Below are 20,353 nucleotides of genomic sequence, written 5' to 3' on the forward strand. Positions count from 1 at the left end.
GGCCGTGGTGGCCCGGGGCACCGAAACGGATCACCCGGCGGCCCGGACGCGCTCCGCGACGGCACGCGCCGTTCGGAGGTGCGTGGCGGCCTCGTCGTCCTGACCGAGGGCGGTGGCGAGGTCGGCCAGGTGCCGGGCCACCGGGCCGAGGCTGAGCAGGCCGCTGCCCGCCCCGGCCAGCTCGCCGGCGGCGGGCAGCAGCTCGGCGTACGCGTACCGCATGGCCGGCTCGTCGCCGGCGGCGAGCGCGGCGCGGGCGGTGAGACAGAGGCGGGCCTCGCGGAGCAGGTCGTGCGGTGACTCCGGCTGGGCGCGCAGCGCGGCGACGGCCTCGTCGCGGCGGCCGGCGGCGGCCCGGGCCAGCGGCTCGACCCAGGGCGCGTAGGGCTCCCAATCCAGGTGCCCCGGCACGTCGACGGGTGCACTCGGCGGCGCGTCGGCCACGCGCAGCGACAGCAGGGCGAGCGGCAGCAGGCCCTGCTCCAGACCGGGCATCGCACCGGCGGGCAGGCGCTCCTGCGCCACGCGGTACGCCACCTCCGCCTCGGACGGACGCCCGGTGAGGGCGAGGCGCAGCGCGGCGTACCACTGGGTGAACACCCCGACCAGCGGCAGGTCGTGCCGCGCGGCGAGGCGGTCGGCGGCGCCGGCGTGCGCGTCGGCGGTGTACAGGTCGGCGAGCGCGGCGTGGGCCTGCACCAGGATGAGGTGGCCGAGCACCTCGAACGTCACGAGGTCGTGCCGGGCGGCGACGTCGACCAGTTCCGCCCCGACCCGGGCGCGCTCGGCCGCGAGTCCCGTGCGCCGGAAGCTGTGCATGAAGCGGGCGTTCAGCGCGAACGCCAGCAACGCCGGGTTCCGCAGCCGCCGGGCCAGCGCCTCCGCCTCGACCGCCGCGCGGTACCCCCGGTCGGTGGTCGTGCCGCGCGACTCCAGGGCGAGCGTGCTCAGCAGGCGGCTGCGCCGTTCCGGGTCGTCCTCGCCGGTCGCGGCCAGGGCGCGGTCGGCCGCCCGGACGATCCGGTGGGACAGCTCCTCGTCGTCGTTGCGGGTCCAGACGGCCGGCACGTCGAACGCGGTGAGCACGGCCGCGGTCAGGGCCGGATCGTCCAGCGTCTCGGCCGTGCCGATCGCCTCGGCCCGGTACCGGCGGGTGCGATCCAGGTCCCCGGTGATGGCGAGGGCGCGGCCGAGCCCCATCACCGCCACCAGCCGTCCCGGCACGTCGTCGCCGCCCCGGTCGTGGGCGTCGACCGCCTGCTGCCACAGGCGGGCCGCCTGGTGCGGGTGGGCGCGGCGTTCGGCCTGCTCGGCGGCGGCCCGGGCGTAGCGGGCCGCCCGGCCGGCGGTGGCCCGGGTGCCGGCCCGATCGAAGTGGTGGGCGAGGGCGACCACGTCGTCCGGGTGCAGCCGTTCGAGCGCCGCGCCGGCAGCGGCGTGCCAGTGGGCCCGGCGCGGTGCGGACAGGTCGCCGTAGAGCGTGTCGCGCACCAGGATGTGGGTGAACCGCAGACCGCCGTCCCCCTGCTCGGTGAGGAAACCCGCGCGCAGCGCGTGGTCGAGCGCGTCGAGCAGAGCGCCGTCGGTGTCGGCCGCCGCGACGGACCGGGCGCCGGCGGTCGCCGCGGATTGGCTGCCGGCGCCGGTGGGCGCAGCGGACCGGGTGCCGGCGCCGGTGGGCGCTGCGTGCGTCGTGCCCGCGCCCGCGGCCAGCGCGGCTAGGATCTCCGGGTCGACGTCCCGGCCGAGCACCGCGGCCCGCCGCAGCACGTCCTGCGATGGTTCGGGGAGCCGGGCGAGCCGGTGCCGGATGACGTCCCGGACCCCCGCGGGCACGCGCTCCAGGGCCGCGTCCCCCTCGGCGGCGAGCAACCGGGCCAGCTCCCGGACGAAGAACGGGTTGCCGCCGCTGCGCCGGTGGATCAGGCGTACGGCGGGCGCGTCCAGGTCCCGCCCGACGACGGCCCGGGCGAGATCACCGGTAGCCACCTCGGCGAGGCCCCCCAGGTAGATCCGGAGCGGTTCCAGCCGGGCGAGCCGCGCCAGCGCCGCGGTCAGCTCCGGGGTGATCTCGGTGGCCCGGTACGTGCCGACGAGAAGCGCCGGACCGTCGACGCGGGAGGGTTCGGTGAACAGGGCGGTCAGCAGGTCCAGGGTGCCCTCGTCCGCCCGGTGCAGGTCGTCGAGGACCAGCAGCACCGGCGCGCGGCCGGCCGCGGAGGTCACCTGCGCGGCGGCGGCGAGATGCAGCCCGAACCGGGCGGCGGCCGGGTCGCCGTCGATGGCGTCCGTCGGCTCGCCGTCGGCGCTCGCCGGGGTGCCTGCGCCGCCGTCGGCGCTCAACGGGGTGCGTGCGCCTTCGTCGGGGCTCGGCGGGGTGGGTGCGCCTTCGTCGACGCTCGCCGGTGTGGGTCCGCCCGACGCGGCCAGTTCGTCGGCGATTTGCCGCCACGGCCAGGCCACCGGGGCGCCCTCGTACTCGGGGCTGCGCCCCCACGCCGTCGTCCAGCCGTCCGCCGTCAGCCGCTCCGTCAGCGCCTCGGCGAGCGCCGACTTGCCGCCGCCCGCGTCCCCCGAGACCAGGACGAGCGCCGGCACGCCGTCCCGGACGACCTGGTCGGCCGCCTGGTGGAGGCGGTCCAACTCATCGCCGCGCCCGACGAACGGCCGCCGCACACCATTCGGGGTCGCGGGGACGGGCGGCGTCGCGGGGGCCGGCGGGGACGTTGGGGCCGGCGGAGTAGCTGGGGCCGGCGGGGTCGCGGGGGCGGCGAGGTGGGGGGCCTGGGCGAGGATGTCCGCCTCCAGCTGCCGCAGTCGGGGCCCCGGGTCGACCCCGAGTTCCGCCACCAGCGTCTCCCGGGCACGGCGCAGCGCGGCCAGCGCGTCGCCCTGCCGACCCGCGCGGTACAGGGCGAGCGCCAGCAGCCGCCAGGCGTCCTCTCGCAGCGGCTGGTCGGTGGCGTACGCCCGCAGCTCGGACGCGGCCTCGGCGGCCCGGCCCACCGCCAGCAGCGCCTCGGCCCGCCGCTCCACGGCCAGCATGCGCAGCTCGTCCAGCCGGCCGATCTCCGCGCGGGCCCAGCGCTGGTCGGCGTACTCGGCGTAGGCGGGGCCGCGCCACAGGGCGAGCGCGGCGTCGAGGCGGGCCAGCGCCGGCCCGGCAGCCCCGGTCGCGAGCAGCTCGCCGGACTCGCGGACGGCCGCCTCGAACCGCCACGCGTCCACCGCGTCCGGCGCCGAGTGCAGCGCGTACCCGGGCGGCTCGGTGACCAGCAGCCGGGCCGGCCGGCGGGGCGGCCGGTCCGGTTCCAGGGCGCGGCGTAGGTCGGCGACGAAGGTACGGATCGCCGCCACCGCCGCTTCCGGGGACTGCTCCGGCCACAGGGCGTCGACCAGCCGTTCGACCGGGACCACCCGCCCCCGGGCGACCAGCAGCCGGGCCAGGACCGCCCGCTGGCGGGCGCCGCGCAGCGGCACCGGGTCACCGGCGGCGACGGCCTGCACCGGCCCCAGCACGCCGAACCTCACCCCGGGACTGGTCACCAACCCAATCTAGGCAGCCGGCCCGCCGCGCCGACCCGGCGGCGCCGATCGGTGACGGCTGAGGGAGTCGCCGGACGGCGTGTCGGGTCGCGGGAACGTCAGAGATCACGGCGTCGACCAAAGGGTTCCGCTTATTCGGTGCTGATCCGCTGCTGATCGCTCCCGGGCACGCTCGACCCGTACGCCGGGTGCGGGTGCTGTCCCGCGACCCGGACCTCCGCTCCCAGAAAGGTGCGACGTGGACCCCAGGATCAAGGGTTTCGACTACCAGCGCGTCACGGTCGACGAGGGCGTGGCCCTGGCGGTGGCCGTCGGCGGCTCCGGTCCGCCGGTCGTGCTCCTGCACGGTTTCCCGCAGACCCACCTCATGTGGCGGCACGTGGCCGCCGACCTCGCGGCGGACCACACCGTGATCTGCCCCGACCTGCGCGGTTACGGCGCCAGCGACAAGCCCGCCGACACCGACGGCACCCGGTACGCCAAGCGGACCATGGCCAACGATGTCGTCGCGCTCGCCCGGGCGCTCGGGCACGAGCGATTCGCCCTCGCCGGTCACGACCGCGGCGCCCTGGTCGCCGTCCGGGCCGGCCTCGACCACCCGGACGCGGTGACCCACCTGGCCGCGCTCGACGTGCTGCCCACCCTCGACATGTGGGACGTCCTGCACGGCACGACCGCCGCGGTCGGCTTCCACCTGTACCTGATGGCCCAGCCGCCCGGCCTGCCCGAGCAGCTCATCGGCGCGAGCGCGGACGCGTTCTTCGGGCACTTTCTGGACGCCTGGACCCGCGACCCGGAGGCGATCCCCGCCGAGGTGCGGGCGGCGTACCTGGCGGCCTCCCGGGCCGCGGTCACCTCGATCGTCGCCGACTACCGGGCCACCGCCGGCATCGACGTCGTGCATGACCGGGCCGACCGCGAGGCCGGCAACCGGCTGCGGATGCCGGTGACCGTCCTCCAGCAGGACTGGGGCGCCGCCCTCGGCTACGACGCCGCGGCGCTCTGGCGGGCGTGGACTCCGGACCTGGCGCACCGTACGGTCACCAGCGGTCACTTCATGGCCGAGGAGGCGCCGGCGGAGGTGGTCGCCGAGCTGCGCGCGCTGCTGGCCCGGTAGCCGCCGCGCGGCGGGGCAGCTGGTCGGTCCGGGGCGGGAGAGAATTTTCACGGGGCCGTGTCGATCCGCGCCGGTCCCGTTCGTCGTCAGGTCGTACGGCAGCCCGAAGAGACGACAGGAGTCGGACATGAAGTACATGCTGCTCATCTACAGCGGTTCCAAGGACGCGCCGGACCCGTGCACTGTCGAGGACTGGATGGCCTACGACAAGGAGGTCCAGGAGGCGGGGATCCTCGTCGGCGGCCACTCGTTGGCGGATCTGACCACCGCCACCACCGTTCAGGTCGGCCCGACCGGTGAGCGGACGGTCACCGACGGCCCGTTCGCGGAGACCCGGGAGGTGCTCGGCGGCTACTACGTCATCGACGTGCCGGACCTCGACGTCGCCCTGAACTGGGCCGCCCGCTGCCCGGGTTCCCGGGGCAACGGGGCGGTCGAGGTGCGGCCGGTCGCCGAGTTCTAGGGCCGGACGTGACGGACGAGCGGGCGGCCGGCACCCGCGCCTCGGTCGAGGCGGTGTTCCGCGAGGAACGCGGCCGGCTGCTCGCCGCCCTCGCTCACCGCTTCGGCGACCTCGACCTGGCCGAGGACGTCGCCTCCGAGGCGATCGAGGCGGCGCTGATCCACTGGCCCGTCGACGGCGTACCGACCCGGCCCGGCGCCTGGCTGCTCACCACGGCCCGGCGTCGGGCCGTGGACCGGCTCCGGCGCGACCAGACGTACGCCGCCCGGCTCGCCATCCTCGCCGCGGAGGCCGACCGGGCCGGGCCGGGCGCGCCGGCGGACACCGACGGCGGCCTGCCCGACGAACGGCTGCGGCTCTTCTTCACCTGCGCCCACCCGGCACTGCCGGCGGCGGACCGCGGGGCGCTGACCCTGCGGTACCTCGCCGGGCTGACCACGCCCGAGGTCGCCCGGGCGTTCCTCGTGCCGACCGCGACGATGGCCCAGCGGCTGGTCCGGGCGAAGAAGAAGATCCGCGAGGCCCGCATCCCGTTCCGGGTTCCCGAGCCGGACGAGCTGCCCGCGCGCCTGCCCGGTGTGCTCCAGGCGGTCTACTCGATCTTCACCGAGGGGTACGCGGCCAGCGCCGGCCCGCACCTCCAGCGGCTCGACCTCGCCGAGGAGGCGATCCGGCTGGCCCGGATCCTGCGCCGGCTGCTCCCCGCCGAGCGGGAGGTGGCCGGGCTGCTCGGGTTGATGCTGCTGGTCCATGCCCGGCGGGACGCCCGGATCGGCCCGGCCGGCGAGCTGGTGCTGCTCGACGCGCAGGACCGCGACCGCTGGGACCGCGCGATGATCGAGGAGGGGCGGTCCCTGGTGCTGACCGCGCTGACCGGCGGCCCACCCGGCCCGTACGGGGTGCAGGCGGCCATCGCCGCCCTGCACGACGAGGCGCCCGACGCGGCGTCCACCGACTGGCCGCAGGTGGTGGCGCTCTACGACGTACTGGTCGCGCTGACGCCGTCGCCGGTGGTGGCGCTGAACCGGGCCGCGGCGGTGGCGATGCGCGACGGCCCGGCGGCCGGCTTGGCCCTGCTCGACGAGTTGGCCGGCGAGCCGCAGCTGCGCGGGTACGCCCCGTACCCGGCCGCCCGGGCGGACCTGCTGCACCGGCTCGGTCGCCGGCCCGAGGCGGCGGCGGCCTACCGGGAGGCCCTCGACCTGGCCGGCACCGAGCCGGAGCGGGCGCACCTGCGCCGCCGGCTCGCCGAGATCGAACCGGCCGGCCGGAGCGCCGCCGCAGGCGACTGAGCGCCCGCCGACCGGAACGCCGTCGAGGGCGACTGAGCGCCCGCCGTCAGGGCGTCGGCTCGGGTCGGAACGCCGCCGTCGGCGGCTGACGGGGTCGCTCGTCAGCCGGCGGCGCGGGCCCGCTCCTCGGCGACCAGCTCGCGGGCGGCCGGGGCGACCTCGTTGGCGAACAGCTCGATCACGGCCGGGTCGTCGCCGGCCAGGATGAAGGCGCTCACCCCGTGCTCCAGGGCGACTCCGGCGAGGTCCTCCGCCCACTGCTCCGGCGGGCCGTTGAGGAACGACCGGCCGGTCGCGGCGAACTGGCCGCCGATGTTCAGCAGCCGGCGGACCGAGGCGGGATCGCGCCCGGCCCCGGCGGCGGCCTCGTCGATCTGCTCGTTCATCGCCACCAGGTCGGCCGGCCCGCCCTGGAGGTACTGGAGGGTGGGCAGCCAGCCGTCGGCCACCCGCCCGGTCAGCCGCAGCATCCTCGGCTTGTACGCGCCGATCCAGATGTTCACCGGGTGGGCCGGCGCCGGCCCCCGCTTCGCACCCGCGACCCGGTAGAACTCGCCGTCGACGCGGACCCCGCCCGGCTTGTCGGCCGCCCAGACCTCGCGGATCACCTGGATCGCCTCGTCCAGGGCCTTGACCGCCTGGCCGGGGGCGAGCCGCCGGCCGCCCATCGCCTCGATGGCGTCCCAGAACCCGCCCGCGCCGATGCCGAGCTCGAACCGGCCGCCGCTGAGCAGGTCGAGACTCGCGGCGCTGCGGGCCAGCACGGCCGGCTGCCGCAGCGGCAGGTTGAGGACGTTGCCACTGAGCCGGATCCGCTCGGTACGCGCGGCCACGTAGCTCAGCAGCGTCCAGGTGTCGTGGAACCGGGGCTGGTACGGGTGGTCCTGGAAGGTGACCAGGTCCAGCCCGGCCCGGTCGGCCACCACGGCCAGGTCCACGGCGTGCCGGACGGGCTGGGCGGTGGGCGTGACGAAGGCGCCGAACAGGAGATCGTGCCCGTAGTCGGTCATGACGTCGTCCTCGATGCGGAGTCGGGTGTGATGGCGAAGTTGTCCCGGAAGAGGCCGTCCGGGTCGTACCGCTCCTTCAGGGTGCGCAGCCGGGCGAGGGTGCGGGGCGGGAACGCCTCGGCCAGTCGTTCCGGCCGCTGGTCGGTCTCGAAGCTGAGGTAGGTGCCGCGCAGGTGCCCGGCGAGCAGACCGTCCCAGAGGGCGTCGAGCCGGTCGCGGTGCCGCCCGAACGCGCTGACGTGGAAGTTGACTCTCCGGTGGCTCCACGCCATGGCGTCGGGGTCGACGTCGGTGACCGCCCCGCCGACCGACCGGATGTGGAAGAAGAAGACCTCGCCGCTGGCCAGCAGCCGGGCGGCGGCCGTGGCGAAGTCGGGCGTGAGGTGCTCGATCAGGCCGGTGCGGGAGATCGGCTCCCCCTGGCCGTGGTGTGGGCCTTCGCTCGCGTTGGCCAGCACCGAGGCGTACGAGGTGATCACCACCTGCTGGTCGTAGCCGGGTGCGATGTCGGCGACCGGCTGGAGCGCCGCGACGATCGTCGCCGGATCGTCCGAGTCGACCATCGCCATCACCTGCGCCACCGACGGCTGGCCCAGCCGGGGCGGGCCCATGAGGAGCGCGCTGGTCAGGTCGCGCGGCGCCGCCTCGACCGCGGCGCCCCAGCGGGCCAGGAGGCCGGCCGGGTCGCTGGCGTCGAGGACGAACTGGGCCCAGCCCACCGGACCGACCTCGTCGACCTCGAACTCGAACGCGGTCACCACCCCGAAGTTGGCGCCGGCGCCGCGTACCGCCCAGAACAGGTCCGGGTTCTCGGTGTCGCTGGCCCGCACGGGGGTGCCGTCGGCGAGGACCAGCTCGACCGCGCGCAGGTGGTCGATGGTCAGCCCGTGCTTGCGGGCCAGCCAGCCGACACCGCCGGCGGTGGCCAGCCCACCGACGCCGACCCCGCCGTAGTCGCCGGAGGTGAGCGCCCAGCCGTGCGGTTCCAGCGCCGCGGCGACGTCCATCCACCGCGCGCCGGGCCCGATCCGGACCCGGCGGGTCGACTCGTCGAGCACCTCGATGTCGTTCATCCGGGCGAGGCTGATCACGATCCCGCCGTCGTTCGTGGACCGGCCGCTGATGCCGTGCCCGCCGCTGCGGACGCCCAGCGGCAGGTGCCGGTGCTCCCGGGCGAAGGCGAGCGCGTCGGCCACCTCGGCCGGGGTGCGGGGTCGCAGGACCAGGCCGGGCGCGCCGCCGCGCAGGTAGGTCGACTTCACCCGGGGGTAGCCGACGTCGCCGGGCTCCACGGCGGTGTCCGCGAGCGAGGCGGGCACCTGGTCGTACGCGATGCCGGGGCGCCGCTTCGCGCGGACGGTGACGCTGCGCCGGGCGGTGGTGGGCAGCGGCTCCGGGAGCTGCCGGTCGACGGCCTCGCGCAGCGCCGGAGCCACCTCGTGCGCGAACCGCTCCATGGTGTCGGGGTCGTCCGTCATCAGGATGAGGGTGCCGATGCCGTCCTCGACGACCAGGGGCAGCAGGTCCTCGACCCAGCTCTCGGCCGGGCCGTCCAGGAGGCCCCGGCGGGTGGGCGCGAACCGCCCGGAGATGTTGAGCAGCCGCCGGATCTCCGCCGGGTCGCGGCCCGCCTCCCGGGCCGCCTCGTCGATGGTCTCGTTGCCGGCGCGGAGGTCTCCGGGGCCGATCGGGCCGAGCGTCGGCAGCCAGCCGTCGGCCTTCGCACCGACCAGTCGCAGCATGCGCGGCCGGTACGCGCCGAGCCAGATCGGGATGTGGTGGGCCGGCAGCGGGCCGGGCTGCGCGCCGTCGAGCCGGTAGTGCTCGCCGGCGTAGCGCACCGGCGTGGGCTCGCCGGCGTCGAGCAGGGCGCGGATGACGTCGATCGCCTCGGCGAGCGCGTCGACCGCCTCGCCGGGACTCCGCCGCCGGCCGCCCATCGCCTCGATCGCCGGCCAGAACGCGCCGGCGCCGAGGGCGAGGTCCAGACGCCCGTCGGAGAGCAGGTCCAGGCTGGCGGCGGAGCGCGCCAGCACCGCCGGGGACCGCAGCGGGAGGTTGAGCACGTTCGCGGCCAGGTGGATCCGCTCGGTCTTCCCGGCGACCCAGGACAGCAGCGTCCAGGTGTCCAGGAACGCCGGCTGGTACGGATGGTCCTGGAAGGTGACCAGGTCGTAGCCGAGTTCCTCGCTCCGCCGGGCGAGGGCCACCGGAGCATCGGGGGTCGCGTTCACCGGCGTGACGAACGTGCCGAACTCGAGGCGGTGGCGATAGGTACCGGACACGACTCCCCCATAGGTTGATGCGTCAACCAGGGTACGGCGCTCACTCTCGACGTGCGTGTGATCCCGGTCATCCCCGACCGGCCGGCGTTTTCCGTCCCCGGCCGGGCCCGGGACGGCGAACTACGCTGGTCCGATGGGCGAATCCGGTGACCGGCTCGACGAACGCGAGGACCACGTCTGGCGGACCTTCCGCCGGATGCGGGACCAGCTCGCGCTCGCCCTGAACCAGCACCTCCAGCAGGACGCGGGCATCTCCGAGGCCGACTTCCAGGTGCTCGCCGCGCTCACCGACGCCCCCGACCACGCCATGCGGGCCCGGACGCTGCGCACCGAACTGCAGTGGGAGAAGAGCCGGCTCGCCCACCAGATCCGCCGAATGGAGCAGCGCGGCCTGGTCGCCCGGCACGAGTGCGTGGAGGACGGCCGGGCGGCGATGGTCCGGCTCACCGACGCCGGCCTGGCCCGTGGCCGGGCCGCCGCGCAGGCCCACGCCGCCCTGGTCCGCGAGCTGTTCTTCCACCCGCTCGCCCCGGCGCAGGTCGACGCCCTGCACGAGGCCGCCGCCGTCGTGCTGGCGCGCCTCCAGCAGACCTGCCCGGCCGAGGCGCCGTGATCGCGTTGACCGACATAGAATCCCGGCATGAGGCGGCCGGCGTGACCAGCGAGATGCTGCCCGCGGCGCCGTACGCACACGTCTGCTGGGTCCACGACGACCCGGCCCCGTTCCACCGGCAGGCCCGGGCGTTCCTCACCGCCGGGCTCGCCGCCGGCGAACGGCTCTGGTATGTCACCGCCGGTCCGGTCGATCCGGTCCTGGCGCGGCTCTCCGCCGCGCCGGCGCTGCGCGACGCGCTGGCCCGGGGAGTCGGCGAGGTGGTGTCACTGGAGGGGACCTACCGCTCCGGCGCCGTCGTGGACGGCCCGGAGCAGGTGCGGGCGTACGCGGCCGCCACCGACGCCGCCCTGGCCGCCGGCTACCGCGGGCTGCGGGTGGTCGCCGAGGCCACACCGCTGGTCCGCACTCCGGCCCAGCGGGACGCGTTCGCCCGCTACGAACACCTGGTCGACCGCTACATGCGCGGCCGGCCCTTCTCCGCGATGTGCGGCTACGACCGGCGCGAGCTGGGTGGCGCGGCGGCCGCGGAGTTGGCCTGCCTGCACCCGACGACGAACGCCGTCGAGGCACGGTTCCAGCTGTACGCGTGCGCACCGGCCGAGGACCGCGCCGGGCTCGCCGGCGAGCTGGACCCGAGCAGCGGTGAGTTGTTCGCCACCGCGCTGGAGCGGGCCGACCTGCGGCCGGTCGACGGCCGGCTGGTGCTGGAGGCGCCGCACCTGCGCTTCGTGGACCACCACACGCTGCTGCTGCTGCGCGACTACGGCCGGCGCCGGGCCGCCACCGTGACGCTCCGCACCCCGCGCGCCGCCGCCGCCCGCCTGGCGGCGCTCCTCAACCTGTCCGGGCTCGAGGTCGAGGTGACCCGATGAGGACGGGAGCCGCCGCCGGGCACCACGGCTACTACCACGAGGCCGTGTGCTACGACTCGGACGACGAACTGCTCGCGGTCGTGCTGCCGTTCCTGCGCGGCGGCATCGAGGCCGGTGAACCGACGTTCGTGGCGCTCGGTGAGCGCACCGGCGGGCTGGTCCGGGCCGTGCTGCCCGCCGGATCGGGTGTGGAGTTTCTGCCCGGCGGCGACGTCTACGCCCGACCCACCGCCGCGATCCGCGCCTACCGGGAGCTGCTCGCCGCCCAGGTGGCGGCCGGCGCCGGTCAGATCCGGATCATCGGTGAACTGCCCCGGGTCGCGCTCGGCGCGACGTTCGACTGGTGGGCCCGGTACGAGTCGGCGATCAACCACGCGTACGACGACTTCCCGCTGTGGAGCATGTGCGCGTACGACAGCCGGACCACCCCACCGGGGGTGCTGCACGAGGTCGCCCGCACCCACCCGCGGTTCGCCACCCCGGACGGCCGGCACCTGCCCAGCCCGGCGTACACCGAACCGACGACGTACCTGTGCGAACACCCGGCGGCGCCACCCGACCCGCTGCAGGCCACGCCGCCGCTCGTCGAGCTGACCGATCCCACGGCGGCGGAGGCCCGCGCCGCGGTGCACGCCATCGACCAGGGCGTCCTGCCGCCCGACGACGTGGACGACCTGGTCGTCGCGGTCAGCGAGACGGTCACCAACGCGCTGCGGCACGGCCGACCCCCGGTCCGGCTGCGCATCTGGGCCGGCACCGACCGGATCGTGGTGACCGTGCGCGACGGCGGCGCCGGCCCGAAGGACCCGTTCGCCGGGCTGCTCCCCTCCGGCACCGGCGCCACCGGCGGCCTCGGCCTCTGGATCACCTACCAGTCGTGCAACCACGTGACCCTGCACCGGGACCCCGCGGGCGGCTTCACGCTCCGGCTCACCGCCGGAAACCCGCACTGACCCCGCTGTCGCGCCCTATCTCCCCGAATCCGGTCATCTCCACCCGACCATCCGGATCCGAACCCGTCGGCCCGCCCCGGTTACCTTCCCCGGCGGGCCGGGGAAGCGTGTGGTGCCCGGCGCGAGGCCGAGCCTCGTGCCCAACCCACGGACGGAGGCGGAGATGACCGGCCGCGAACAACTGCACGACATGCGTCAGCAGGCCCACAACGCGGGCATCCCGGGCAACTCGAAGATGACCGAGAGCCAGCTGCGGGACGCCATGAAGAAGGTCTCCAAGGGCATGGACCCGAAGATGGCGAAGCAGCAGGCCAAGCGCTGACGTCCCACCATCCCGCCGGCCGCTCGGGTGACCCCTGGGCGGCCGGCGGTCCTTCGCGTCAGCCGATCGCGGCCAGCAGATCCTGGCAGGCCCGCTCGCAGTCGCGGCAGGCCTCCGCGCAGACCCGGCAGTGCGGGTGCCTGTCGGCGTGCCGGGCGCACTCGTCACCGCACGACCGGCAGGCGATGGCGCACGCCTCCAGCATGCTCCGGGTGACGTTGGCGTCGTAGCCGGTGTGCCGGGACAGCACCCGCGCGGTCGTGGTGCAGATGTCCGCGCAGTCCAGGTCCGAGCGGACGCACTTCGTCAGCTCGACCACCATGTCCTCGCTCAGGCAGGCGTCCGCGCACGCCGTGCAGGCCTGGGCGCACGCGTTGATCGTGTCGATCACCGCGGCGAGCTTCGCCCGGTCCAGGTTGATCGACTTCGGGTACGTCTCCAGCATCGACATCGTCACGCTCGCCATGGCCGGTTGCCTCCGATCGATGTCCGCATCGCTCCCGACCGGCCATACCCGGCCCGTTCGAGTCCATGCCTCATGGCCGGGACGGCGCGCCGCACCGGCCGGCGGGCCTCCGCCCTCCTCCCGGCGACTACCCGCCGCCGCGCCGGGTAGTCGCGGTCCACCCACGCACGGTGAGGAGGAGCACGTGTCGACCCTCGGGTTGCGCTTGGCCGGCGCCGCGCGGGCCACCACCGTCCGGCCGGAGCCCACATGACCGAACCCCCCATCGACTCGTACGCCTTCCTCTCCGACACGCACACCACGGCGCTGGTCGGCCCCGACGGCGCCGTCGAGTGGTTCTGCGTGCCGCACGCCGAGGGCGACGCGGTGTTCGCGCGCCTGCTCGACCGGCGGATGGGCGGCGCGTTCGCGCTCTCCGTGGCGGGCTGCCCGACGCCGGTCCGCCGCTACCTGTCCGACGCCCTGGTGCTGGAGAGCCGGTACCGCGCGCCCACCGGCACGGCGGTCGGGCAGGACTTCCTGGCCGTCCGTCCCGGCGACCCCGAGCGGCCGATCCGGGCCGAGAAGCTGCTGGTCCGGCGGGTGACGGTCGAGCGCGGCACGGTGCGGCTGGCCGTCCGGGTGCAGCCGCGACCCGGCTACGGCGCCGAGACCGCCGAGTGGACGGCGGTCGACGGTCGATGGCGAGCCCGCGGCGTCCCGCTCGACGTGTGGTCCACGCTGCCGCTCGTCGACGACGGTGGCGCCCTGCGCGGCGAGATCCAGCTGCCCGAAGGGACGACGGCCACGGTGCTCGTCGGCTACGGGGACCGGTCGGGGTCGCCGGCGCCCGAGGAACTGCTGGACCACACCCGCCGCACCTGGCGGGACTGGTCGGCCCGCAGCGACTACGCCGGCTTCGGGGCGGACGCCGTCCGGCACAGCGCGCTGGTGCTGCGCGGCCTCTCCTTCGACGAGACCGGCGCGCTGCTCGCCGCCGCGACCACGTCCCTGCCGGAGGAGATCGGCGGGATGCGGAACTGGGACTACCGGTTCACCTGGCACCGGGACGCCGCGCTGCTGCTGCTCGCCCTGTTCCGGCTCGGCCACGCCGAGGAGGGCCGGCGCTACCTGCGCTTCCTGCTCGACGTCTGCGCCGCGGCGGGGGACACGCTGGCGCCGCTGGTCGGCATCCACGGCGCGACGACGGACGAGCGGGAGCTTCCGCACCTGTCCGGGTACGCCGACTCGGCACCGGTCCGGATCGCCAACGAGGCCGCCGAGCAGGTGCAGTTCGACACGTACGGGCACGTGCTGGACGCCGCGCACGCGTACCAGGAGCTCACCGGCGAGCTGACCGCCGACCAGTGGCGGATGCTGTGCCGGCACGTCGACGCCATGGCCTACCGGTGGCGGGAACCGGACCACGGGGTCTGGGAGATCCGCGGGCCGCGGCGACACTACGTCAACAGCAAGGTGATGACGTGGGTCTGCCTCGACCGGGGCATCCGCCTCGCCGACCTGCTCGGCGACCGCGGTGCGCCGGTGCGGCGGTGGCGGGAGGCCCGCGACGCCCTGCACGCCGAGGTCTGCGACCGCGGCTACGACCCGGAGCTACGCACCTTCGTGATGGCGTACGGGTCCCGCGACCTGGACGCCTCGCTGCTGCGCATTCCCGTGGTCGGCTTCCTGCCCGGCGACGATCCACGGGTCGTCGGCACCGTCGACCGGATTCGTGAACGGCTCGGCGTCGAGCCCGGTCTGGTCCGGCGCTACGTGGTGGACGACGGGCTGCCGGGCGAGGAGGGCGCGTTCCTGCTCTGCTGCTTCGAACTCGTCTCCGCGCTGGCGCTGGGCGGCCGTCGGGACGAGGCGCGACGGATCTTCGACCGGCTCCGCGGGTACGCCGGTCCGCTCGGTCTCTACCCCGAGCAGCTCGCCGCCGACGGCACGGCCCTCGGCAACCACCCGCAGGCGTTCACCCACCTCGCGCTGATCGAGGCGGCCCTCAACCTGGACGCCGGAACCGACCGGGACGCCCTGCACTCCTGGACCGAACGGCACGCGCCCGACCCGCACCGGCGGCCTACGGAACCGGCATTCGCCCGCCCGCCCGCCGCCGGAGCCGGCTAGGGCGTCAACGACGCGTCAAGATTGCCGGAGCCTCCGTCAAATCGCCGTATCGGCACGGGCTCCTCCGCCGTCGGCTCGTCACGATGGCGACATGACGTCACGACGGTTGCGGCAGCGGGATCGCGAGCCGGTACCGGCGGACGCCGGGTGGCGGAACGCCCGGCGGACGGTCGGACCGGTCGGCGGGCCGCCGCCTGCCTTCCCAGCCCCATCCGACGAGCCGGAACGACGGCACGAGGTGCTCGTCGACGTCCGGCTGACCGCCGCCACACCCGGCAGTCACCTCCTGGACTACCTGCGGACCGAACCCTGCGCCGTGGAGGCGTGGTGGATCGCCGCCGACATCGACGCCGTGGTCCGGCTCTCCGCCAGCAGCCTCACCGTGCTGCACCGCGCCGTGGCCGACCTGCAGCGGCGCGGCGGCACGGAGGTCGTCGCCACGCACAGCATCCTCCGTCCGCTCGACCTCTCGGGCGCCGACCAGACCACCATCACGACCGTCCCGGCGCGCCTGCCGTCACCGGCATGAGCCGCCCGTCAGCCGCCGGCCGGATCGTGGTCGGTGTCGACCGGTCCTTCGCCGGGTTGCAGGCGTTGCGCACCGCCGTACGCCTGGCCCGCCGCGACGGCGCCCCGCTGCACGCGGTCCGGGCGTGGACGTTCGTGCCGCTCTGGCGCCCCGGCACCATGCCCTGGCTCTGGCAGGAGGAGTTCGCCCGGGCGGCCCGCTGCTACGTGCGGGACGCCTTCAACGCGGCCCTCGGCGGCGTGCCCCGGGACGTGACCGTGCGCGTCGTCGACGAGCAGGGCTATGCCGGTCAGGTGCTGGTCGACCACGCCTGGCGGGAAACGGACCTGCTCGTGGTGGGCAGCCCGCACCGTGGCCGGTTCGGCACGGGCGGCGGCCACGTCACCCGGTACTGCGTGAAACGGGCGGCCGTCCCGGTGGTGACGGTGCCCGCGCCGGACTGGGCGCACGCCGACACGATCCGCCGGTTCGGTCGTGCCGTCGATCGATTCTCCCGCTGACCGGGCCCTCCGCCCGGTCGGTCATCTCGAAAGAAGGAAGGCAACACGATGGACGAGGTTCCGGATACCTGGGCCGTCCCGGTGCACACCGTGCCGGGACGGCAGGCGTCGACGGTGCGGACCGCCCGGCTCCCGCAGGGGGAGCGGGTCGGTCTCGCGTTCACCAGCCCGGAGAAGCTCGCCAGCGCCATGGGCGCGGACCAGCAGTGGACCCGGCTCTGTGAGTCGGCCCTGAGGGCCATGTTGACGCCGCTGGGCATCCACCGCATCCAGGTCGACCCGCTCCTGGTCGCGCCGCCGGTCGCGCCCGAACGACCCAGCGCGCCCGTCCCGGTGCGTCCCGTCGCCGCGCTCGCCGGCACCCGGCCGGTCTGACATGTCGACCCTCACCGTGCTGCCGCCGTCCGACCCCGTCGGCTCCGCGCCCGACGCCACCGGGTCGGGTGTGACCGTCGAGATCTCCGTGGTGGTCCGGGCCTCCGGCGCCGCGACGGAGGTCGCCCGGGACCTCGTGGAAGCCATCTCCGCGGTCGTCGCCGACGCGTCGCCGCCCGGGCGTCGACCCCCGCTCGCGCGGGCTCGTCCTGGACGGCCCGGCGCCGGACGCCGGACCCGTCCGCGGGCCGTCGCCGCGACACCTCCGGGTCGCCCCCGGCCCGGCCGGCGCCGGCCTGGTGCTCCGGCCGTCCCGCCGGACCGCCCTGCTGGACGGGGTCGCGGTGACGATGACCCGCCGCGAGTACGACCTCCTGCTTTTCCTGGCCCGCCACCCCTACCAGGCGCTGACCCGGGACCAGCTGCTGCGGGACGTGTGGGGCTACCAGGCCTGCCTCGGCGGCCGCACCGTCGACGTGCACGTGCGCCGGATCCGGCAGAAGCTGGCCGGCCGGGGACCGGTCATCACCACCGTGCACGGCGTCGGTTACCGCCTCGACGCGCCGGAGCGGATGCGCCTCACCACCGACTGACCGATCCCCCGTCAGGGACGGTAGCGGTAGCCCATCCCCGGCTCGGTGATCAGATGCCGGGGACGGGCGGGGTCGTCCTCCAGCTTGCGCCGCAGCTGGGCCAGGTACTGGCGCAGGTAGTTGCTCTCGTTCTGGTATTCCGGCCCCCACACGTCGTGCAGCAACTGCCGCTGGCTGACCAGCTTGCCGGGGTTGCGCAGCAGCTTCTCCAGCACCGCCCACTGGATCGGGGTCAGCTTCACCTCGACGCCGTCGTCCCGCACGACCGTATGGTCGGCGAGGTCGACGGTGTTCCGGCCCAGCTGGAGGGTGGCGGTGGCGTCGGTCGGGGCGCCGAGCCGCCGGGTGACCGCCCGGATACGGGCGAGCAGTTCCTCGACGCCGAACGGCTTGGTCACGTAGTCGTCCGCGCCCGCGTCCAGCGCCTCGACCTTGTCGTCGCTGCCGGCCCGGCCGGAGAGCACGATGATCGGCACCGTCGTCCAGCCGCGCAGGCCGCGGATGACCTCGACGCCGTCCATGTCCGGCAGGCCGAGGTCGAGGACGACCAGATCCGGCGGGTGGCTCGCGGCCACCTTCAGCGCGCCGGCGCCGGTGTCGGCGACCTCGACGTCGTACCGGCGGGCGCGCAGGTTGATCCGCAGGGCCCGCAGGATCTGCGGCTCGTCGTCGACGACCAGGATGCGGGTCATTCCTGAGGTCCCTCCGCCATGCTGTGGGTCGCGGCGGGCAGCCGCAGCACCATGGTCAGTCCACCACCCGGGGTGGTCTCCGGGGTGAGGCTCCCACCCATCGCCTCGGCGAGTCCGCGGGAGAGCGCCAGCCCGAGACCGACGCCGGTCTGGTTGTCCCGGTCGCCGAGGCGCTGGAACGGCAGGAACACGTGCTCCCACTTGTCCTCGGGAATGCCCGGGCCGGTGTCGATGACCCGCAGCTCGACCTGACCGGCGTGGGCGCTCGCGGTCACCGTCGGCGGCTGTTCGGGCGGGCTGTACCGGAGCGCGTTGGCGATGATGTTGACCAGGACCCGTTCCAGCAGGCCGGGGTCGGCGGTGACGGCGGGCAGGTCGGCCGGGATGTCGGTGGTGACGTCGGCGGCCGGCGGGCCCAGCTCGTCCAGGGCCAGCGGCACCGCGTCCTCAAGACCGATGACGGCCGGGGTGAGGCCGAGCGCGCCGGTCTGGAGGCGACTCATGTCCAGCAGATTGGCGACCAGCCGGGCCAGCCGGTCCAACGACTCCTCGGCGGTGGCCAGCAACTCCGCCCGGTCCTCCTCATCGAAGTCGACGTCGGGGCTCCGCAGGCTGGTCACCGCCGCCTTCGCCGAGGCCAGCGGCGTACGCAGGTCGTGGCTGACCGCCGCGAGCAGCGCGGTCCGCATCCGGTCGGCCTCGGCGAGCGGCCGGGCCGTGGCCGCCTCCTCGGCCAGCCGCTCCTGCCGCAGCGCCACGGCCGCCTGGGCGGCGAACGCCTCGACCAGCCGACGGTCGGCGGCCTCCAGCCGGCGGCCGCAGAGCACCACGGTGATCCGCTCGTCGACCGGTACGGCCGTCTCGCCGCTGTCCGGGGTGGTGGCGGGTTGGTCGCCGACGCTGGCCACCACGCACCAGGCCCGCTCCTCCCGGGCCCGGGACGGGCGGCCGGCGGCCTCCTCGGCGAGTTCCAGGACGCTGACCGCGCGCAGCCCGAACGTCTCCCGGAGCTGGTCAAGCAGCGCGATCAGGGGCCGTTCGCCCCGCAGCACCCCGCCGGCCACCGCCGCGAGCGTCTGCGCGTCGGCGGCGGCGCGGGCGGCCTCCCGCGTACGCCGCGCGGCGAGGTCCACGATCCAGCTGACCGCGAGGGCCACGCCCACGAAGACGATCAGAGCGAGCAGGTTGTCCGGCTCGGAGATGGTCAGCGTGTTGTAGGGCGGGGTGAAGAACCAGTTGAGCAGCAGCGTCCCGCCGAGCGCGGCGACCAGCGCGGGCCAGACCCCGCCGACCAGCGCGACCACGACCACACCGGCGAGGAACAGGAGGATGTCGCTGGCCAGGGTGAGGTCGGGCAGCACCGTCAGCAGCAGGGTCAGCAGCGGCATGCCGAGCGCGGCGAGGCCGAAGCCGAACAGCCGCCGGCGCCGGGACAGCGCCGCCGGCAGGGCGACGATCCGGCGACCGCGCCCCGCCTCGGTGTGCGTGACCAGGTGCACGTCGATGGCGCCGGAGTTCGCGGTGGTGGTCACGCCGACCCCGCGGGAGAGGATCTGGGCGAACCGGCCGCGGCGGCTCGCGCCGAGCACCAGTTGGGTGGCGTTGACGCCGCGGGCGAAGTCGAGCAGCGCGGCCGGCACGTCGGTGCCGAGGACCTGGTGGTAGGTGCCGCCGAGGCTCTCGACCAGCACCCGCTGCCGGGCGAGCTGCGCCGGGTCGGCGCCGGCCAGGCCGTCGCTGCGGGCCACGTGCACGGCGAGCAGGTCGGCGCCCTTGCTGCGGGCGGCGACGCGGGCCGCCCGGCGGATCAGGGTCTCGCCCTCGGGCCCGCCGGTGAGCGCGACCACCACCCGCTCGCGCGCCTCCCAGGTCTCGGCGATGCCCTGCTGGCTGCGGTAGCGGCCGAGCTGCTCGTCGACCTTGTCGGCCAGCCAGAGCAGGGCCAGTTCGCGCAGCGCGGTGAGGTTGCCGACCCGGAAGTAGTTGCCCAGCGCCGCGTCGATCTTGTCGGGACGGTAGATGTTGCCGTGCGCCATCCGGCGGCGCAGCGCCTCCGGGGTCATGTCGACCAGCTCGACCTGCTCGGCGGCGCGGACGATCTCGTCGGGCACGGTCTCCCGCTGGACGGTGCCGGTGATCTGCGTGACCACGTCGTTGATCGACTCGAGGTGCTGCACGTTGACCGTGGTGAGCACGTCGATGCCGGCGTCGAGCAGCTCCTGGACGTCCTGCCAGCGCTTGCCGTTGCGCGAGCCGGGCACGTTGGTGTGCGCCAGCTCGTCGACGACGGCGACCTCGGGCCGGCGGGCGACGACCGCGTCGAGGTCCATCTCGGTGAACTCGGCGCCGCGGTACTCCAGGCTGCGGCGGGGCACCTGCTCCAGATCGCCGATCATCGCCGCGGTGTGCTTGCGACCGTGCGTCTCGACCAGCCCGATCACCACGTCGGTGCCCCGCTCGGCCCGGCGGTGGGCCTCCTCCAGCATGGCGTAGGTCTTCCCGACGCCAGGGGCGGCGCCGAGGTAGATGCGGAGTTCTCCTCGTGGCACGGGTCCATCCTCTCCGGTGCCGCCCCGTCGGGCGGTGACGCCACGGGGCGAGACCACCCCG

Annotated in this window: 18 protein-coding genes; 12 read left to right on the forward strand and 6 right to left on the reverse strand. The window is 75.4% G+C overall.

Features of this window, described 5'->3' with window-relative positions:
• Positions 1 to 30 precede the first annotated feature (30 nt).
• Positions 31 to 3,546, reverse strand: coding sequence for a BTAD domain-containing putative transcriptional regulator (locus O7603_RS18635; protein ID WP_281571082.1), 3,516 nt, complete (start codon positions 3,544 to 3,546; stop codon positions 31 to 33).
• A gap of 238 nt (positions 3,547 to 3,784) precedes the next feature.
• Here O7603_RS18635 and O7603_RS18640 point away from each other — a divergent pair, with 238 nt between their 5' ends.
• From O7603_RS18640 to O7603_RS18650, 3 genes are all read left to right on the forward strand, one after another.
• Positions 3,785 to 4,663 (forward strand): alpha/beta hydrolase, encoded by an 879-nt coding sequence (locus O7603_RS18640; protein ID WP_281571083.1) that lies wholly within the window; start codon positions 3,785 to 3,787, stop codon positions 4,661 to 4,663.
• Positions 4,664 to 4,790: 127 nt separating this feature from the next.
• Entirely contained in the window at positions 4,791 to 5,126 is a 336-nt protein-coding gene (locus O7603_RS18645) for a YciI family protein (protein ID WP_281571084.1), read from the forward strand.
• Positions 5,127 to 5,134: 8 nt separating this feature from the next.
• Positions 5,135 to 6,418 carry a DUF6596 domain-containing protein gene (locus O7603_RS18650; RefSeq protein WP_281571085.1) on the forward strand — a complete coding sequence of 428 codons (1,284 nt, stop codon included), beginning with the start codon at positions 5,135 to 5,137 and terminating at the stop codon, positions 6,416 to 6,418.
• Positions 6,419 to 6,519: 101 nt separating this feature from the next.
• Here the strand turns inward: O7603_RS18650 and O7603_RS18655 are convergent, their stop codons facing one another.
• Positions 6,520 to 7,428, reverse strand: coding sequence for an LLM class flavin-dependent oxidoreductase (locus tag O7603_RS18655; protein WP_281571086.1), 909 nt, complete (start codon positions 7,426 to 7,428; stop codon positions 6,520 to 6,522).
• Complete coding sequence (locus O7603_RS18660; RefSeq protein WP_281571087.1) at positions 7,425 to 9,713, reverse strand: LLM class flavin-dependent oxidoreductase; 2,289 nt, start codon at positions 9,711 to 9,713, stop codon at positions 7,425 to 7,427. Before O7603_RS18660 ends, O7603_RS18655 begins: the two co-directional genes overlap by 4 nt.
• Before the next feature lie 133 nt (positions 9,714 to 9,846).
• Here O7603_RS18660 and O7603_RS18665 point away from each other — a divergent pair, with 133 nt between their 5' ends.
• From O7603_RS18665 to O7603_RS18680, 4 genes are all read left to right on the forward strand, one after another.
• Entirely contained in the window at positions 9,847 to 10,326 is a 480-nt protein-coding gene (locus tag O7603_RS18665) for a helix-turn-helix domain-containing protein (protein ID WP_281571088.1), read from the forward strand.
• Positions 10,327 to 10,367: 41 nt separating this feature from the next.
• Positions 10,368 to 11,201 (forward strand): MEDS domain-containing protein, encoded by an 834-nt coding sequence (locus O7603_RS18670; RefSeq protein ID WP_281571089.1) that lies wholly within the window; start codon positions 10,368 to 10,370, stop codon positions 11,199 to 11,201.
• Entirely contained in the window at positions 11,198 to 12,154 is a 957-nt protein-coding gene (locus O7603_RS18675; protein ID WP_281571090.1) for an anti-sigma factor RsbA family regulatory protein, read from the forward strand. Before O7603_RS18670 ends, O7603_RS18675 begins: the two co-directional genes overlap by 4 nt.
• Positions 12,155 to 12,317: 163 nt before the next feature.
• Positions 12,318 to 12,476: a hypothetical protein gene (locus tag O7603_RS18680; protein ID WP_281571091.1), complete on the forward strand. Its 159-nt coding sequence runs from the start codon at positions 12,318 to 12,320 to the stop codon at positions 12,474 to 12,476.
• Positions 12,477 to 12,534: 58 nt separating this feature from the next.
• On the opposite strand, the gene O7603_RS18685 is transcribed toward O7603_RS18680, so the two are convergent.
• Positions 12,535 to 12,942, reverse strand: coding sequence for a four-helix bundle copper-binding protein (locus O7603_RS18685; RefSeq protein WP_281571092.1), 408 nt, complete (start codon positions 12,940 to 12,942; stop codon positions 12,535 to 12,537).
• A gap of 249 nt (positions 12,943 to 13,191) precedes the next feature.
• On the opposite strand from O7603_RS18685, the gene O7603_RS18690 reads away from it, so the two are divergent.
• From O7603_RS18690 to O7603_RS18710, 5 genes are all read left to right on the forward strand, one after another.
• Positions 13,192 to 15,054, forward strand: coding sequence for a glycoside hydrolase family 15 protein (locus O7603_RS18690; protein ID WP_281571093.1), 1,863 nt, complete (start codon positions 13,192 to 13,194; stop codon positions 15,052 to 15,054).
• A 91-nt stretch (positions 15,055 to 15,145) separates the two neighbouring features.
• On the forward strand, positions 15,146 to 15,583 hold the full coding sequence (locus O7603_RS18695) for a hypothetical protein (RefSeq protein WP_281571094.1): 438 nt from the start codon (positions 15,146 to 15,148) through the stop codon (positions 15,581 to 15,583).
• Entirely contained in the window at positions 15,580 to 16,083 is a 504-nt protein-coding gene (locus tag O7603_RS18700; protein ID WP_281571095.1) for a universal stress protein, read from the forward strand. Before O7603_RS18695 ends, O7603_RS18700 begins: the two co-directional genes overlap by 4 nt.
• A 48-nt stretch (positions 16,084 to 16,131) precedes the next feature.
• Complete coding sequence (locus O7603_RS18705) at positions 16,132 to 16,458, forward strand: SAV_915 family protein (protein ID WP_281571096.1); 327 nt, start codon at positions 16,132 to 16,134, stop codon at positions 16,456 to 16,458.
• 299 nt (positions 16,459 to 16,757) lie between these two features.
• The gene (locus O7603_RS18710) at positions 16,758 to 17,051 is read left to right on the forward strand and encodes a winged helix-turn-helix domain-containing protein (RefSeq protein ID WP_281571097.1); all 294 of its coding nucleotides are present in this window, start codon (positions 16,758 to 16,760) and stop codon (positions 17,049 to 17,051) included.
• An 11-nt stretch (positions 17,052 to 17,062) separates the two neighbouring features.
• Here the strand turns inward: O7603_RS18710 and O7603_RS18715 are convergent, their stop codons facing one another.
• Entirely contained in the window at positions 17,063 to 17,743 is a 681-nt protein-coding gene (locus tag O7603_RS18715) for a response regulator (RefSeq protein ID WP_281571098.1), read from the reverse strand.
• Positions 17,740 to 20,292, reverse strand: a complete 2,553-nt coding sequence (locus O7603_RS18720; protein WP_281571099.1) for a DUF4118 domain-containing protein — start codon at positions 20,290 to 20,292, stop codon at positions 17,740 to 17,742. The genes O7603_RS18715 and O7603_RS18720 overlap by 4 nt, the downstream gene beginning before the upstream one ends.
• Positions 20,293 to 20,353 lie beyond the last annotated feature (61 nt).

Source organism: Micromonospora sp. WMMD812 (assembly GCF_027497215.1).
Lineage (GTDB): Bacteria > Actinomycetota > Actinomycetes > Mycobacteriales > Micromonosporaceae > Micromonospora.